This is a genomic window from Modicisalibacter ilicicola DSM 19980, from assembly GCF_900128925.1.
GTDB classification, from domain to species: domain Bacteria; phylum Pseudomonadota; class Gammaproteobacteria; order Pseudomonadales; family Halomonadaceae; genus Modicisalibacter; species Modicisalibacter ilicicola.
On record NZ_FQUJ01000007.1, the window covers coordinates 119,159 to 133,443 of the forward strand.

Below are 14,285 nucleotides of genomic sequence, written 5' to 3' on the forward strand. Positions count from 1 at the left end.
CGCGAGCGAGTGCTCGCCCGTCAGGAGACAGCCAGATGCTTGATATCGCCCTGGGAGTCGTCGCGGCCGCCCTGCTGATCGCGACCCTGATTCCTTTCCTTCACCTGGGGTACTGGTGGGTACGCGGCTTCGATTTTCCGCGCCTGCAGCTCGCCAGCCTGGCCATCCTGACAGGCGTCGTTCAGGTAATCTGGGGTGAGGCCGAGTGGCGCTGGATCTCCGTGGCGGCCTGTGCGCTGACCGCCCTCATCCAGGGGGCCTACATCCTGCCCTGGACCCCTCTCTGGCCGAAGCAGGTCAAGCGAATCGGCCAGGATCGCGAGCGCCGCACCATCACCCTGATGATCGCCAACGTGCTCACCCCCAATCGCAATGCGGAGGGATTGCTGCGCCAGATACACGACCACCAGCCGGACGTGGTACTGACCCTGGAATCCGATGCCTGGTGGGGCGAGCAGCTCGAACGCTCACTGCAGGAAGAGTGGCCGCACAGCGTCAAGGTCCCGCTGGACAACCTCTACGGCATGCACCTGTTCTCGCGCATTCCGCTGGAGGAGGCCGAAGTCAAATGGCTGATCCAGAGCGACATCCCCTCGATTCACACCTGGCTGCCCATGCCCTGTGGGACACGCATACGCCTGCATGCGCTGCATCCCCGTCCCCCGGCACCCAGCGAAAGCGACGTGTCGCTCTGGCGGGACGCCGAACTGCTGCTGGTCGGCAAGGGGATCGACCAGGCCGAGCATCAGCCGACCCTCGTGGCCGGCGACCTGAACGATGTCGCCTGGTCCGGCACCACGCGAAAGTTCTGCCGGGTCAGCAGCATGCTCGACCCGCGTCGGGGCCGGGGCATGTTCAGCACCTTCCACTCGAGTTATCCGTTCCTGCGCTGGCCACTGGACCATATCTTCATCAGCGATCATTTCCTGCTGGTCGAGATGCGCCGCCTGAAGGGCTTCGGCTCCGATCACTTCCCGATCCTGGCCACGCTCAGCTACCGGCCGGCCCGGGCAGATGAAAACGACCCGCCCGAGGCCGACAAGGAGGACCAGCGCGATGCCCAGGAGATCATCGTGGAGGGGAGTCGGAAGGGCGACGGAGAAGCATAGAGCCCACCCTCCTGCTGGTTTTTATCATTCCGGGATACCGCCTCGGGTGAGCTGGTCCGGATCGAGCAGGCGCTCCAGCTCGTCGCGGGAAAGGTCGGTCTCCTCCTCGGCGACATCGAGGATCGGCCGCCCCGCCTGGTAGGCCTTCTTGGCCACGGCGGCGGCGGCATCGTAGCCGATCACCGAGTTGAGTGCCGTGACCAGGATCGGATTGCGCGAGAGCGGCGCCTCGATGTTGTCGCGGCGCACCTGAAACGTGGCGATGGTCGGGTCGGCCAGCAGCATGCTGACATTGGTCATCAGGGTGATCGAGGTCAGCAGGTTGTTGGCGATCAGCGGCAGCATCACATTGAGCTGGAAATTGCCGCTCTGGCCGGCCACGGTGATTGCGCTGTCGAGTCCGATGACCTGGGCGGCAGCCTGGGCCGCGGCCTCGGGAATCACCGGATTGACCTTGCCCGGCATGATCGAGCTGCCCGGCTGCAGCGCCTTCAGTTCGATTTCGCCCAATCCGGCCAGCGGGCCCGAATTCATCCAGCGCAGGTCGTTGCTGATCTTCATGACCGCGCAGGCATAGGTGCGCAGATGCCCGGAGAGTTCCACCGCGGCGTCCTGGGAGCCGAGACTGGCGAAGAAGCTATCGTTGGGCCGCAACGTCAATCCCGTCTGTTCGCTGAGCCTGTCCGCCATGCGACTCGCGAACTCGGGATGGGCGTTGATGCCGGTGCCTACGGCGGTACCGCCCTGGGCCAGGCGCGAGAGCCGCTGCTGGCCCTCCCGGAGACGCTCGATGGCCTGACCCACCTGGCTGGCCCAGCCACCCAGCTCCTGACTCATGCGAATCGGCATGGCGTCCATCAGGTGAGTGCGTCCGGTCTTGACCACGTCATCGACTTCGCCGGCCTTGGCTTCGATGGCATTCTTCAACGCTTCGAGGGCCGGCAACAGCCGCTCCTTGACCTCCAGCGCGGCGGCCAGGTGAATCGCCGTGGGCACCACGTCATTGCTCGACTGGCCCATGTTGACGTGATCGTTGGGGCCGACCTTCAGTCCCTCCGTCGAGGCCAGATGGGCAATCACCTCGTTGACGTTCATGTTGCTCGAGGTGCCGGAGCCGGTCTGGAACACATCGATGGGAAACTGATCGCCGTGCCTGCCGTCGATCAGCGCCTTGGCCGCCTCCATGATCGCCTTCGCGCGCGGCGCATCGAGCAGTTCGAGATCGCGATTGACCTCTGCCGCCGCCAGCTTGATGCGAGCGATGGCCTGGATGAAGGCCGCCGGCATGGGCTGGCCACTGATCGGAAAATTGTTGACCGCTCGCTGGGTCTGGGCACCGTAGAGTGCCTCGGCGGGCACTTCCAGTTCCCCCATGCTGTCGCGTTCGATGCGGGTATCGCTCATGTCACGTCCTCCTGACGCTAGGTGGTGCGGGCACCACGCCTTGACTGGACCATCCTTCAGCCTTGCGCCGGAAGGCCACATTTTCAAGGCGAAAGATCGGCTATGCTCAACCAGCGGCCAGGATTGGTTGCTCGAACGGAGCGCTGTAGACTGAGGCGACCGCCGGCCATCGATCAATCGACGACAGGAGAACACCGTGGGCAAATGGATCGCCGTCTTGATGCTGGGATTGTTCGTGACAGGCTGTCAGTTCGTCGGCCGAGGACCCGACACCGGCCCGCCGGAGATAGAGGATCGCGGTGTCGAGCAACCGGAACGGGTCGAACGCCAGGTCGCCTTTCCCGAGGAAGAGTATGCCAAGCTGGAAAAGAGCGGCACGGCATCGGTTTCCGGACGGCTGTTCATCCGTTCTCGCAGCGGCGAGATCGTCTACGGCGCCGGGGAGACGGTCTCGGCCGCCCCGGCGACGAGCTATTCCGCCGAGGCGGCGGAAGTTGCCCTGGCCGGCGATTATATCGAGCCGGCCGATCCGCGGGCCCAGGCCTACACCCATTACGCCAAGACCGACGACCAGGGCTATTTCACCATCACTGGCCTGCCGGCCGGGGTCTTCTATGTCGCCGGCCGGGTCAGCGAGCCCGGCCCCGACGGCGAGCGCCGGGTGATCATCAATCAGGTCAGGCTTGGCAAGGGCGAAAAGGCGAAGATAGAACTCTCCAGGTAGCGTACGGGAGCTTGCCCATGTGGACACAACTGCAGATTTCCCTGAAGCCTCGCGAGCGCGGTTTCCATCTGATCACCCGGGAGATCGATGACGCCCTGCCCCAGTTGGCCGAACTGGATGTCGGCCTGCTGCACCTGCAGCTCCTGCACACCTCGGCATCGCTGACCTTGAACGAGAATGCCGACCCGGACGTGCGTCACGACATGCAGGCCTTCCTGCGCGACCGCGTGCCCGGCAACCTGCCCTACTTCCGCCATACCCAGGAAGGGGCCGACGACATGCCGGCGCACATTGCCGCCAGCCTGTTCGGCACCCAGTTGACCCTTCCCGTTCGGGGTGGCCGGCTGGCACTCGGCACCTGGCAGGGTATCTGGCTGGGGGAGCACCGCGACCACGGCGGCACGCGCAACATTCTTGCCACCTTGAACGGCGAGTGAGTTCTACCACTTCAAGGTTTGCTTGACGAAGGGAATCGTCAGCTTGCGTTGCGCGGAAAGCGAGGCGCGGTCGAGCCGCTCGAGCAGTTCGAAGAGTTCGCCGAGGCGGCGCGGGCCGCGATGCAGTATGTAGCGGGTGACCTCATCGGGCAATTGAATGCCCCGGGCCCGAGCGCGCAACTGCAGGGCCTCGAAACGGCCCCGGTCGTCGAGTCGTTCGAGGTGAAAGGTCATTCCCCAGGTCAGCCGCGAGGCCAGATCCGCCAGGGCCACCCCCAGCTGGCGTGGCGCGGAAGAGGCCGCGATCACCAGGCGCTTGTCGGCGTCGCGCAGGCGGTTGAAGCCGTGAAACAGGGCCTCTTCCCAGCGCTTGCGCCCGATCACCCGGTCGAGATCGTCGATCACCACGAGATCGAGGCGCTCGATCTCCTCGAGCATGGAGGGCGGGAAATGCCCCAGATCGTCCAGGGGCAGGTAGAGCGCGCGTTTCCCCCGGTCGCTTGCCGCATGGCAGGAGGCCTGCAGCAAGTGGCTGCGCCCCGAGCCCTCAGCACCCCACAGGTAGATGAAGGATTCGCCGTCGGGTTCGAACTGGCGCTGCAGGGCGGCCACGGCCGCCGCATTGCCCCGGGGGAGAAAGTTGGCGAAGGTCGCGTCGTCGCGTAGTCCGATACCCAGGGGAAGCTGCGCCGGCCCGCTAGCCATTAGCTGTCCTCGTTGTCGCCGCGTGAGCCGACAGCATCATACAAGCTGCTGTTTTTGTAGCGATCGTGCAAGTAGCGCAATAGTACCATGACCACTGCGGCAACGGGCAAAGCCAGCAGCACGCCGGTGAAGCCGAACAGCTGACCGCCGGCCAGCACGGCGAAGATGACCGCCACGGGGTGCAGACCGATCTTGTCGCCCAGCAGCAGCGGCTGAAGCACCATGCCCTCGAGCATCTGGCCGATGGCGAACACCACGCCGACACCGACCAGATGCAGCAGGTCGCCGTACTGGAAGAAGGCCACCAGCGCCGCCACCACCAGGCCGACGATCACCCCCAGGTAAGGCACGATACTCGCCAACCCGGCCATGAGTCCGATCAGCACCCCGAACTTGATGTCGATCACCGTCAACCCGACCGCATAGATGATGCCGAGGCTCAGCATCACCAGGAGCTGACCGCGCAGGAAGGCGGCCAGCACCTCGTCGCACTGCCTGGCCAGCCGGGTGATCGTCGGCTCGTAGGCCCTGGGCAGCAGGTCGCGAAGGCGTCCCTTGAGATGGTCCCAGTCGAGCAGCAGATAGAAGGTGACCACCGGGATCAGCGCCAGATTGGCGATCCACAGGACGAGGGCCAGCCCCGAACGCGATACCTGGGTCAGGAAGGCCGCGGCGAAGGTTCCGGTTTCCTTCCAGTTGGCCATCAGCGTCTGGCGCAACTGGTCGAAGTCCGTGGAAAGATCCACTCCGGTCAGCGACTGCACCCAGGGCAGCAGCGTGGCCTGCACCCAGGTGAAGACCTCGGGAAGCGCCTCGATCAACTGGCCGAACTGCCGACCGAGCAGGGGGACCAGAACCAGGATGGCAATGGTCAGGACCAGGGTCAGCACCAGGAAGACCAGGCTTACCGCCCAGCGCCGCGCCAGGCCCTTGGCTTCGAGCCAGTCCGTCAGCGGATCGCCCAGGTAGGCGAGGATCATGCTGATGAAGAACGGCATCAGGATCGGCTCGAGCAGCACCAGCAGCCAGACCATGGCCGCCAGCACCAGCAAGGACCAGATGTGTGTTCGCGACATTGCGACTTCCCGAAGAAGATGGTGATGAGGTTATGCCATCGATGCAGCCTGCCAGGCAGCGATGCTACAATGCAGCGCGCAATTGCCTCCACTCCGGCCCGTTCAACGGCATCGATGACGACGATATCAACAGGATCCGCCATGCCCCGTAGCGCCCCCCCTAACCCCCCGTCCCCTTCGTTGAGCTACAAGGACGCCGGCGTGGATATCGATGCCGGCAACGCGCTGGTCGAGCGCATTAAGGGCGTCGCCAGGCGTACCAGTCGCCCCGAAGTGCTGGGTGGACTGGGCGGCTTCGGCGCACTCTGCACATTGCCCAGCGGTTACCGAGAGCCGGTGCTGGTCACCGGCACCGATGGCGTGGGCACCAAGCTTCGCCTGGCCATGGATCTCGACCGACACGACACCATCGGCATCGACCTGGTAGCCATGTGCGTCAACGACCTGGTGGTTGCCGGTGCCGAGCCACTGCAGTTTCTCGACTACTATGCCACGGGCAAGCTCGACGTGGATATCGCCGCCGCCGTGGTGAGCGGTATCGGTGAAGGCTGTATCCAGGCAGGCTGCGCCCTGGTGGGCGGGGAGACCGCCGAGATGCCCGGCATGTACGCCGGCAGCGACTACGATCTGGCCGGCTTCTGCGTCGGCGTAGTGGAGAAATCCGAGATCCTCGACGGGCGCAAGGTCGCCGAGGGCGACGTGATCCTGGGCCTTGCCTCCTCCGGCCCGCACTCCAACGGCTATTCGCTGATTCGCAAGGTGCTGGAAGTCGGTGGCATCGATCTCGCCACCGAAGTGGATGGCCAGCCCCTGGCCGACGCCCTGCTCGCCCCGACCCGCATCTACGTCAAGCCGCTGCTTTCCCTGATCCGGGAAAGCGGCGTCGAGGTGCACGCCCTGTCCCACATCACTGGCGGCGGCCTGCTCGAGAACGTGCCGCGGGTGCTGCCCGATCATCTGACCGCGCGCATCGACGTCGGCGCCTGGCAGCGCCCGGCGGTCTTCGACTGGCTGCAGCGCCAGGGCAACATCGCCGAGCGCGAGATGTACCGGGTGCTCAACTGCGGCATCGGCATGATCGTGGTGGTCTCTGCCGCCCAGGCCGAGGCCGCCCGGCGCCATCTGGAAGGTGCCGGCGAGCAGGTCGTCCGCCTCGGCGAGATCGTCCCGCGCCAGGGCACGGGGGAGGATGGCGAGGAACAAGTACGCCTGGAGAATCTCGCGCCATGAGCGACAAGTCCACGACCAGCGACACCCTGAACGACTTCGAGGCCGAGAAGGTCGATGCCCGCCGCGTGGTGGTGCTGATTTCCGGCAACGGCAGCAACCTGCAGGCACTGATCGATGCCCAGTCCTTCGACGAACTGGGCGGCGAGATCGTCGCGGTGATCTCCAACAAGGCCGACGCTCATGGCCTGCAGCGCGCCCGGGATGCCGGCATCGATGCCGTGGTGCTGCCTCATGACGAATACGAAAGCCGCGATGCCTTCGACGGGGCGTTGATCAAGGTCATCGAGCGCCACGAACCGGACCTCGTCGTCCTCGCCGGTTTCATGCGCATCCTCACCCCCAGGTTCGTGCACCGCTTCCATGGCCGCCTGCTCAACATCCACCCCTCGCTGCTGCCGGCCTATCGGGGACTCGATACCCACAAGCGGGTGCTGGCCGACGGCGGCGAGGAGCATGGCGCCAGCGTGCACTTCGTCACCGAGGAGCTCGACGGCGGCCCGGTGGTGATGCAGGCCGCGCTGAAGATTCGCCCCGGGGACAGCGAAGAGAGCGTGGTCGAACGCATCCATGCCCGGGAGCATCTGATCTACCCCATCGCCGTGCGCTGGTTCCTGGAGGGGCGCCTGCAACTCGGCCCCGATGGCCCGACCCTCGATGGCATGGCCCTGCCTCCTCAAGGCATGCGTCTTTCCCATGAAGACGCCGCCGAGGAGCTGGACGAAGACCTCGACGGCTGATTGGTTGGACAAGAGTGCGCTCAGTTCCGAAAAGTCGCCGAGCAGAGGTCTTTTCAGACCAGGCGTAGAGCCTGTTCATCGTCGTCACGAGCGATGGCGAGACCAGGCGAAATCGATCAAAGAAGCGCAGTAGACCATGGGCAGGCTCTCAGAAGGTGAAGCCGGCGCCGACATGCAGATGCGGCGACCATTCACCTCCCCACCCCTGAGCCCCGCCGCCGAGGCTCAACCGCGCCTCCCCCAGTTGCACCCGCAGGCCGGCATCGGCGCGCAGGTAATTATCGTCCTCCCGCTCGCGGGTCTCGCCGGACCAGCTGTTGGTGGGCAGCGAGGCCAGTCGCACTTCGGCGCCCTCGCGCTCGTCCTCGAGGTACTGGCCCCAGGCAAACTCGCCATAGAAGCCGACACCCCCCTCGAGGCCGCGATCCAGCATCAGCCCCAGTTCGAGCTGGCGATCCTCGAGGTCCTGATCCGCCACGACCAGGGCGTTGGCCTTCGAACCTTCTTCCGTGTAACCGTCCACCTCGGCCTCCAGGTGCCGATAGGCCACGAACGGCGCGGTATACCAGGCCGAGTCTTCGGCAGTGAGGCGATAATCGAGGCGCAGTTCCGCGGCCCAGCCCCCGGTGTCGGCGTCCCCCTTCAAGCTGCGCTCGGCCTTGCCGAGAGTGACCTGGCGCCGCAGGTCGAGATCGAAATCACCGCCACTGACGATGGTCTGCACACCCAGCCGGCCCAGATGCTGCCGGGCAAGGACACTGAATGCCTGGCCCTCGAGATCGAATTCCCCCGGCTCGTCCATCTGTGCCGCGCGCTGAGCGACGGCCGCCCCCAGCCAGCCCCGGCCGACCGGAATGACGGCACCGATGCCCACGCCGCCCTGGGACGACTCCGGCAGGCCATCCGCGTCGAAGGTATCGGGCCGGTCGCCACGATAGTCGCCCTGGACGAACACGCGTAGCTCATCGCTCTGCAGCCCCGGCCGCAGTTCGTTGCCGATGGCGCGCTGCTGGGCATCCAGGGCACCGAGGGTCAGCTCCCCGGCCAGGGACAGAATCTGCGGGGCTTCGACCAGGGCGTAGGCATAATCCGCCACGATCTGCTGCCCCGCCGTGGTGGGGTGCACGGTATCGTTGAACAACAGCTTGTCGGGATCGGGATTGGCGGAGGTCAGGCCATGGGCGGAGGACGCACAACGCGGATCGCTGAAGCAGACATCGGTCAGCGCCACATCGGTTGCCAGGCCGAAATCCGCCGGTGCGGCCACCACCTCCTCGAAGAGCGTACCGATATCGAGACGAATGATGTCCACCTGGCCATCGAAGCGTGCCAGCCGCTCGCCCAGGGCCTGGTTGAAGCCCCCACCGAGGGCGGAAAACGCCTGGCGCTGGCCGCTGAGCAGGCCGGCAGGCGTGGCACCGACATCGGGCACGTTCGAGACCACGAGCGTCTGGGCACCCGCCGCCACCAGCGCCTCGACCCCATCGGCCAGGGTATTCGCCGAGGCAGCCGCCGAGGCAGGGTCGACGATCAGGCCGTCGAGGAAGTCGTTGCCGCCGCCGTTGAGGTAATAGAGCGCGTCCGGGTCCGCCGCACCGACGCTGACCAGATAGCCGTCCCGGGTGCGTGAAACGAGACCGGCATCGACCACCGACCCGTCCGGCTGGGTGATCGACGCCAGGATATCGCCAGTGGTATAGCCGCCGGTGGCGTAATTGTTGCCGTCAGGCAGCCCCAGTTGCTCGCGCAGTATCGACGTGGACGGCAGCAATGGCCCGAGCTCAAGTGCATTCGCCAGGCGTTGGGTACTGACCTCGCCATAGGGAGCCGGCGGCTGATAGTTCGGCCCCAGGCGATTGGTGAAGCGCAGGTTGCCGGGTTCACCGAGAGCGATGCGCTCGACATCGGGGAACTGCCCCGAGTCACTCAGGCTGTCGCCGAACACGATCAGGTCGGAATAGGCCCAGGCGGGCAGCGCCGTAAGGCCCAGTCCCAGGGTCAACAGGCAGTGACGCCCGAGGCGGCAGGTAAACGCGGTGGTCATCGGCAATGCTCGCAGGTGAAAGACGTTGTTTCACCTCAGCGTAGTCGAGATTGCCGGAATCAGGCTCTCGGGAGCGTCACCCCCCGCTGCCCCATGTACTTGCCACCACGATCCTTGTAGGAGATGTCGCAGATCTCGTCGGACTCGAGAAACAGCATCTGGGCCACGCCCTCGTTGGCATAGATGCGCGCCGGCAGGTTGGTCGTGTTGGAGAACTCCAGGGTCACGTGCCCTTCCCACTCCGGCTCCAGCGGCGTCACGTTGACGATGATGCCGCAGCGCGCGTAGGTCGACTTGCCCAGGCAGATGGTCAGCACGCTGCGCGGGATGCGGAAATACTCCACGGTGCGCGCCAGGGCGAAGGAATTGGGGGGAATCACGCACACCTCGCCCTTGATATCCACGAAGCTCTTCTCGTCGAAGCCCTTGGGGTCCACCACCGCCGAGTGGATGTTGGTGAAGACCTTGAATTCGTCGGCACAGCGCACGTCATAGCCGTAGCTGGACGTCCCGTAGGAGATCACCCGCTGGCCATTGACGTGGCGAACCTGATCGACCTCGAAGGGCTCGATCATGCCTTCGCTTTCGGCCATGCGGCGAATCCACTTGTCGGATTTGATACTCATCGGGCGTCCTTGAGGTTCACGCGGATGGAAACAAGGGCCGTATCATAACGGCCCTTCGCGCTTTTAAAAAGCTGTCCCAACGAGGCGGTATCGATAGGCGATGGAAGCAGCCGCAGGAGCGCAATTCATTAGGCGATAGCGGTCACCGCTGAGCTGGTGTCGTGCCGAGGACGCCTGAAACGTCAATCGCTCGCTGAAGCGAGCTCCCACAAGGTCGTCCTGCGATCATCGCGGGCGGCCTAGTCGCCGAAGGAAATGCTCGGCCCCTCCTCGCTCTGACCCTCGACCCCTTCGACCACCGCCCGGGCGATATCACGGAAAATGGCCGTTACCTCGCCTTCCGGCTCGGCCACCACGGTCGGCTTGCCGCCATCGGCCTGTTCGCGGATGGCAAGTTCCAGCGGCAACTGGCCCAGCAGTCGGGTGTCGTACTGCGCGGCGATGCGCTCGCCGCCACCTTCACCGAAGATCGGCTCGCTGTGCCCACAGTTGGAGCAGATGTGCAGGCTCATGTTCTCTACCACACCGAGCACCGGCACGTTGACCTTGCGGAACATCTCGATGCCCTTGCGCGCATCGAGCAGCGCGATGTCCTGAGGCGTCGTCACGATCACCGCCCCGGAAACCGGCACCTTCTGGGCCAGGGTCAACTGCACGTCCCCGGTGCCCGGCGGCATGTCGATGAACAGATAGTCCAGGTCGTCCCAGGCGGTCTGGTTGAGCAGTTGCTGGAAGGCCCCGGCCACCATCGGGCCGCGCCATACCATCGGCTCGGTCACATCGACCATGAAGGCCATGGACATCGCCTGGATGCCATGGGCCTCCAGGGGCTTGAAGCTGTTCTCGCCGGCCATCTCCGGCCGTACCCCTTGACCGATGCCCAGCATCTGAGCCTGGCTAGGGCCATAGATATCGGCGTCCAGCAGCCCCACGCGATAGCCTTCCGCCGCCATGGCCAGGGCCAGATTGGCGGTCACCGTGGACTTGCCCACGCCGCCCTTGCCCGACGCTACGGCCACGATATGCTTGACTCCTTCGATCACGACTCACTCCTTCATTCGGAAACACTGCATAAATGACGGGGCCCGGCTGAAGGACAGTATAACCCGCCCGGGGCGGCAATAACCAAGCAACCCGGTCAACTTCTTCAGGCGTCGGCGGTCAGGGTCCAGGGGTTGTCGGTCAGCGGCACCCCTCCGTTCTCGGTCACGCGCACGGTGTCGCTGCAACCGATGCCCCACGCCCCCGGGATGCGCAGGCAAAGCGGCAGGTGAAAGACCATATTCTCCTCGAATCGGCGCTGCTGCCCCCGGGCGATGAATCCCGAACCCTCGACCCAGGAGGGTGGAAACTGGGCGCCCACCGCATACCCGAACACCCCCGAGTGAAACACCTCCGCGGCCAGCGGTGCCAGGGCCTGTTCGGCGACCCGGGCAGCGGCGTCAAAATCCTTGTCCGGGCGCATTTCTCCGAGCATGGCATCGAAGATGCGGCGACAGGTATCGAACACCTCCTGCATGCGCGGCGTGGGCTTGCCGGCCACCACGGTGCGCATCATCGGTGCGGTATAGCGTTGCCAGGCGGAGCCGAATTCGAGAAACACCGGCTCGCCCTCGGCGATCGGCCGGCGCTGATGGTTGAGATGAATCACGGCACTGCGCGCCCCGGCGACCACGATCGGCTGCATGCTCATGAATTCGCTGCCGGCGCCGTGCAGTGCCTGCGCGCCGATGCCGGCGATCTCGCTGTCGGTGATCCCGGCCCGCACGGCCTTGGCCGAGGCCTCGATGCCCAGCCCGGTGATCCGGGCACTTTCGGCCAGGCAGTCGAGCTCCGCCGCGGATTTGACGATGCGCACCCCCTGGAGGATGCCGGCGGCGTCGACGAAGCGATGCTTGGGCAGGCGCGACGCCAAGCCGCTCATGACGCCATGACGCAGTGAGCCATGCCAGGCGTCCACCCCGACGGTGGCACCCATGTCCTGCAAGGCATCCGTCAGCGGATCGAGAATCTCGTCGACATTCTCCCAACGATACCCCCGGATGTCCTCGACATGCGTACAGGCCACCGCTGGGCCGGTTTCGATGGAAGGCACCTGAAGCACCAGATGACGCTCGGAGAACACCAGGGCCGTATGCACCGAGACCTCGAAGGTGCTGTAGCCGGTGAGATAGAAGATATCGGCCGGCGACGTGAGCAGCAGTGCATCCAGCCCCCTGGCCTGCATGGCCGCGAGCACGGCGTTGCGCCGGCGCTGGAATTCTGCCTCGGGAAAAGGGCATTCCGCACCGGCCATGTGCTGGCGAAGCGTGAGTCGATAGTCGTTGTGGTCCATTTCGCATCCTCTCCAGGCGTCCATGGGCAAGCATCGGCCTTACTGTAGCGGCTGGGCGTTGCCGCGCACAAAAAAACCGACCGCCCAGGACGAAGGCGGTCGGTTGCATTGCTGGCCGGGAGTGGCCGACTCCGATGGGGTCAACCGGCCTCTTGCTGGGACTGCTCTTCGGCGGATTGCCCCTCCTTCTGCTGCTCCTCCTTGCCCTGCTGCTGCCCTTGTGACTGCTCGGGCTGCTCTTCCTGGCCTTGTTGCTGTGACTGCTTCCGGGAGTCCTGACCGGCGTCCTGCTTGCCACCTTGGCCTTGGCCGCCCTGCTGGTCGTCCTGCTTGCCACCTTGGCCTTGGCCGCTCTGCTGGTCGTCCTGCTTGCCACCTTGGCCTTGGCCGCCCTGCTGGTCGTCTTGCTGACCGTTGCCCTGGGCCTTTTGCTGAGCCGACTCGACACTCTGAGACAGTTCGGCCAAAGAAGCTTGCATCTGCTCGATGCGCGACAGTTGCTGCCGCACGTTGGCGATCAGGTCCTGCAACTCGTTCAACCGCTGGGTGCGGGTCTGGACCTGGGACTGCAGCTCATCAAGACGCGACTGGGCGGCTTCGACGTTCGAGGTCAGGGTTTCCTGACGCTTCTGGGCCTCGGACAGCGACTGCTGGACCTGCTGCAGGTTTTCCTTGGCGGTGGCGCTCTGCCCCTCGAGATCGGCAAGCTCCGACTCACGCTCGTCGACCTGCTCGCTCAGGCTCTCGAGCCGCTCGGTACGGTTGCCGATCTTTTCCTCGAGCTCGGCACGGCGGCCTTCCGCCTCGGCGATCTGCTCCTGGACCGTCTGTAGTTCCGACCGGGCGGAAGTCAGCTCCTCCTGGGCCGACTGACGCTGCTGATTGAGGTCGTCGAGCTTGGCCTGCGCCTGATCGACCTGCCCCTGCAGCGATTCAAGCTGGGTATTGGTCTGCTGAAGCTGCTGCTCCTTCTGGGCAGCCTGCTGTTCGGCCTGGTCGACATTCGACTGTACCTGGGAGAGCCGCTGCTGCGCCTCGCTGATCTCACCCTCCAGCGACTGCCGTTCGCTCTCGGCCTCCTCGACATTGGCATAGGCCTGTTCGAACTCTTCGTTCCTTTCACGCAGGGCGTCGTTGTTGCTTTCCAGGGTGGCGATCCTGTCCTCGAACGCCTGGCGCAGGTTGTTCCACTCCTCTTTCTGGCTACTGGCGTTGGAGGCGATGAAGATGGCGATGATCACGGCGAGCACGGCGACGATGACGACGGCGCGCACCCGGTTGTCCTTGAAGGGGCTGCCGTTGCTGCCGGATCCCCCCTTGCCACTGCCCGAGCCGCCCCCGGCCCCACCCGTGGAGCTGCCCGAGCCGCTGGAGCCTCTGTCTGTGGCAGCCGCCATCTTCTCGGTAGCCGAGCCGGTACTGCCCGGTGTGCCGGAGCCTTTCTCTGAACCGGAGCCCGCATTGCCCGATGTGGTGGAGCCCTTCTCTGAACCGGAGCCCGCAGTACCCGATGTGCTGGAGCCTTTCTCTGAACTGGGGCTCGGTGTGCTGGAACCTTTCTCGGTAGTGGAACCGCCACTGCTCGATGTGCTGGCGCTTTTCCCTGCTTCGGTCTTGCCGGAGCCGGCGTCAGCCTTGGATCCCTGGACGTCCTTTTCAGGCTCCTTGGTGGTCTTTCCAGGCTTGTCCGTGTTGTTGCCACTCTTGTTCGACGAGTCTGCCATGTGTCGCTTCTCCCTTGTTCTATGGCGTACTGGGGTCTGGCTGCAAAATGGCGAGCGCAGGCACTTCGCAGACAGGACCCGACTACAAGCATAGTTGCCTTACCGAGCATACAGTGAACGCCTTTCTTGCGCTC

The 14,285-nt window shown here is 65.0% G+C and carries 13 protein-coding genes; 5 read left to right on the plus strand and 8 right to left on the minus strand.

Features of this window, described 5'->3' with window-relative positions; genetic code table 11:
- Window positions 1–35: 35 nt before the first annotated feature.
- Window positions 36–1,109: an endonuclease/exonuclease/phosphatase family protein gene (locus BUA41_RS09460; RefSeq protein WP_072822118.1), complete on the plus strand. Its 1,074-nt coding sequence runs from the start codon at window positions 36–38 to the stop codon at window positions 1,107–1,109.
- A gap of 24 nt (window positions 1,110–1,133) precedes the next feature.
- On the opposite strand, the gene BUA41_RS09465 is transcribed toward BUA41_RS09460, so the two are convergent.
- Window positions 1,134–2,513 carry a class II fumarate hydratase gene (locus tag BUA41_RS09465; protein WP_072822120.1) on the minus strand — a complete coding sequence of 460 codons (1,380 nt, stop codon included), beginning with the start codon at window positions 2,511–2,513 and terminating at the stop codon, window positions 1,134–1,136.
- Window positions 2,514–2,709: 196 nt separating this feature from the next.
- Between BUA41_RS09465 and BUA41_RS09470 the strand changes: the two genes are divergently transcribed.
- Both BUA41_RS09470 and BUA41_RS09475 read left to right on the plus strand, forming a co-directional pair.
- On the plus strand, window positions 2,710–3,237 hold the full coding sequence (locus BUA41_RS09470; protein ID WP_084671371.1) for a peptidase associated/transthyretin-like domain-containing protein: 528 nt from the start codon (window positions 2,710–2,712) through the stop codon (window positions 3,235–3,237).
- Window positions 3,238–3,254: 17 nt separating this feature from the next.
- Window positions 3,255–3,674 carry a secondary thiamine-phosphate synthase enzyme YjbQ gene (locus tag BUA41_RS09475; RefSeq protein ID WP_072822122.1) on the plus strand — a complete coding sequence of 140 codons (420 nt, stop codon included), beginning with the start codon at window positions 3,255–3,257 and terminating at the stop codon, window positions 3,672–3,674.
- A 3-nt stretch (window positions 3,675–3,677) separates the two neighbouring features.
- Here BUA41_RS09475 and hda read toward each other — a convergent pair whose 3' ends face one another.
- Window positions 3,678–4,379 (minus strand): DnaA regulatory inactivator Hda, encoded by a 702-nt coding sequence (hda, locus tag BUA41_RS09480; RefSeq protein ID WP_072822124.1) that lies wholly within the window; start codon window positions 4,377–4,379, stop codon window positions 3,678–3,680.
- On the minus strand, window positions 4,379–5,455 hold the full coding sequence (locus BUA41_RS09485; RefSeq protein WP_072822126.1) for an AI-2E family transporter: 1,077 nt from the start codon (window positions 5,453–5,455) through the stop codon (window positions 4,379–4,381). Before BUA41_RS09485 ends, hda begins: the two co-directional genes overlap by 1 nt.
- Window positions 5,456–5,596: 141 nt before the next feature.
- Here BUA41_RS09485 and purM point away from each other — a divergent pair, with 141 nt between their 5' ends.
- Together purM and purN are read left to right on the plus strand one after the other, a co-directional pair.
- The gene (purM, locus tag BUA41_RS09490) at window positions 5,597–6,685 is read left to right on the plus strand and encodes a phosphoribosylformylglycinamidine cyclo-ligase (RefSeq protein WP_072822128.1); all 1,089 of its coding nucleotides are present in this window, start codon (window positions 5,597–5,599) and stop codon (window positions 6,683–6,685) included.
- Window positions 6,682–7,422, plus strand: coding sequence for a phosphoribosylglycinamide formyltransferase (gene purN, locus BUA41_RS09495; RefSeq protein ID WP_072822130.1), 741 nt, complete (start codon window positions 6,682–6,684; stop codon window positions 7,420–7,422). The genes purM and purN overlap by 4 nt, the downstream gene beginning before the upstream one ends.
- A 148-nt stretch (window positions 7,423–7,570) precedes the next feature.
- On the opposite strand, the gene BUA41_RS09500 is transcribed toward purN, so the two are convergent.
- The 5 genes from BUA41_RS09500 to BUA41_RS09520 form a co-directional block, all read right to left on the minus strand.
- A complete protein-coding gene (locus BUA41_RS09500) occupies window positions 7,571–9,466 on the minus strand; it encodes an autotransporter domain-containing protein (protein WP_072822132.1) in 1,896 nt (631 codons plus the stop codon).
- 59 nt (window positions 9,467–9,525) lie between these two features.
- On the minus strand, window positions 9,526–10,092 hold the full coding sequence (dcd, locus tag BUA41_RS09505) for a dCTP deaminase (protein ID WP_072822134.1): 567 nt from the start codon (window positions 10,090–10,092) through the stop codon (window positions 9,526–9,528).
- 239 nt (window positions 10,093–10,331) lie between these two features.
- Window positions 10,332–11,135, minus strand: a complete 804-nt coding sequence (apbC, locus tag BUA41_RS09510; protein WP_072822136.1) for an iron-sulfur cluster carrier protein ApbC — start codon at window positions 11,133–11,135, stop codon at window positions 10,332–10,334.
- 104 nt (window positions 11,136–11,239) lie between these two features.
- Window positions 11,240–12,427, minus strand: a complete 1,188-nt coding sequence (locus tag BUA41_RS09515) for a M24 family metallopeptidase (RefSeq protein WP_072822138.1) — start codon at window positions 12,425–12,427, stop codon at window positions 11,240–11,242.
- Window positions 12,428–12,567: 140 nt separating this feature from the next.
- On the minus strand, window positions 12,568–14,151 hold the full coding sequence (locus BUA41_RS09520; RefSeq protein WP_139249096.1) for a coiled-coil domain-containing protein: 1,584 nt from the start codon (window positions 14,149–14,151) through the stop codon (window positions 12,568–12,570).
- Between the last annotated feature and the right edge of the window lie 134 nt (window positions 14,152–14,285).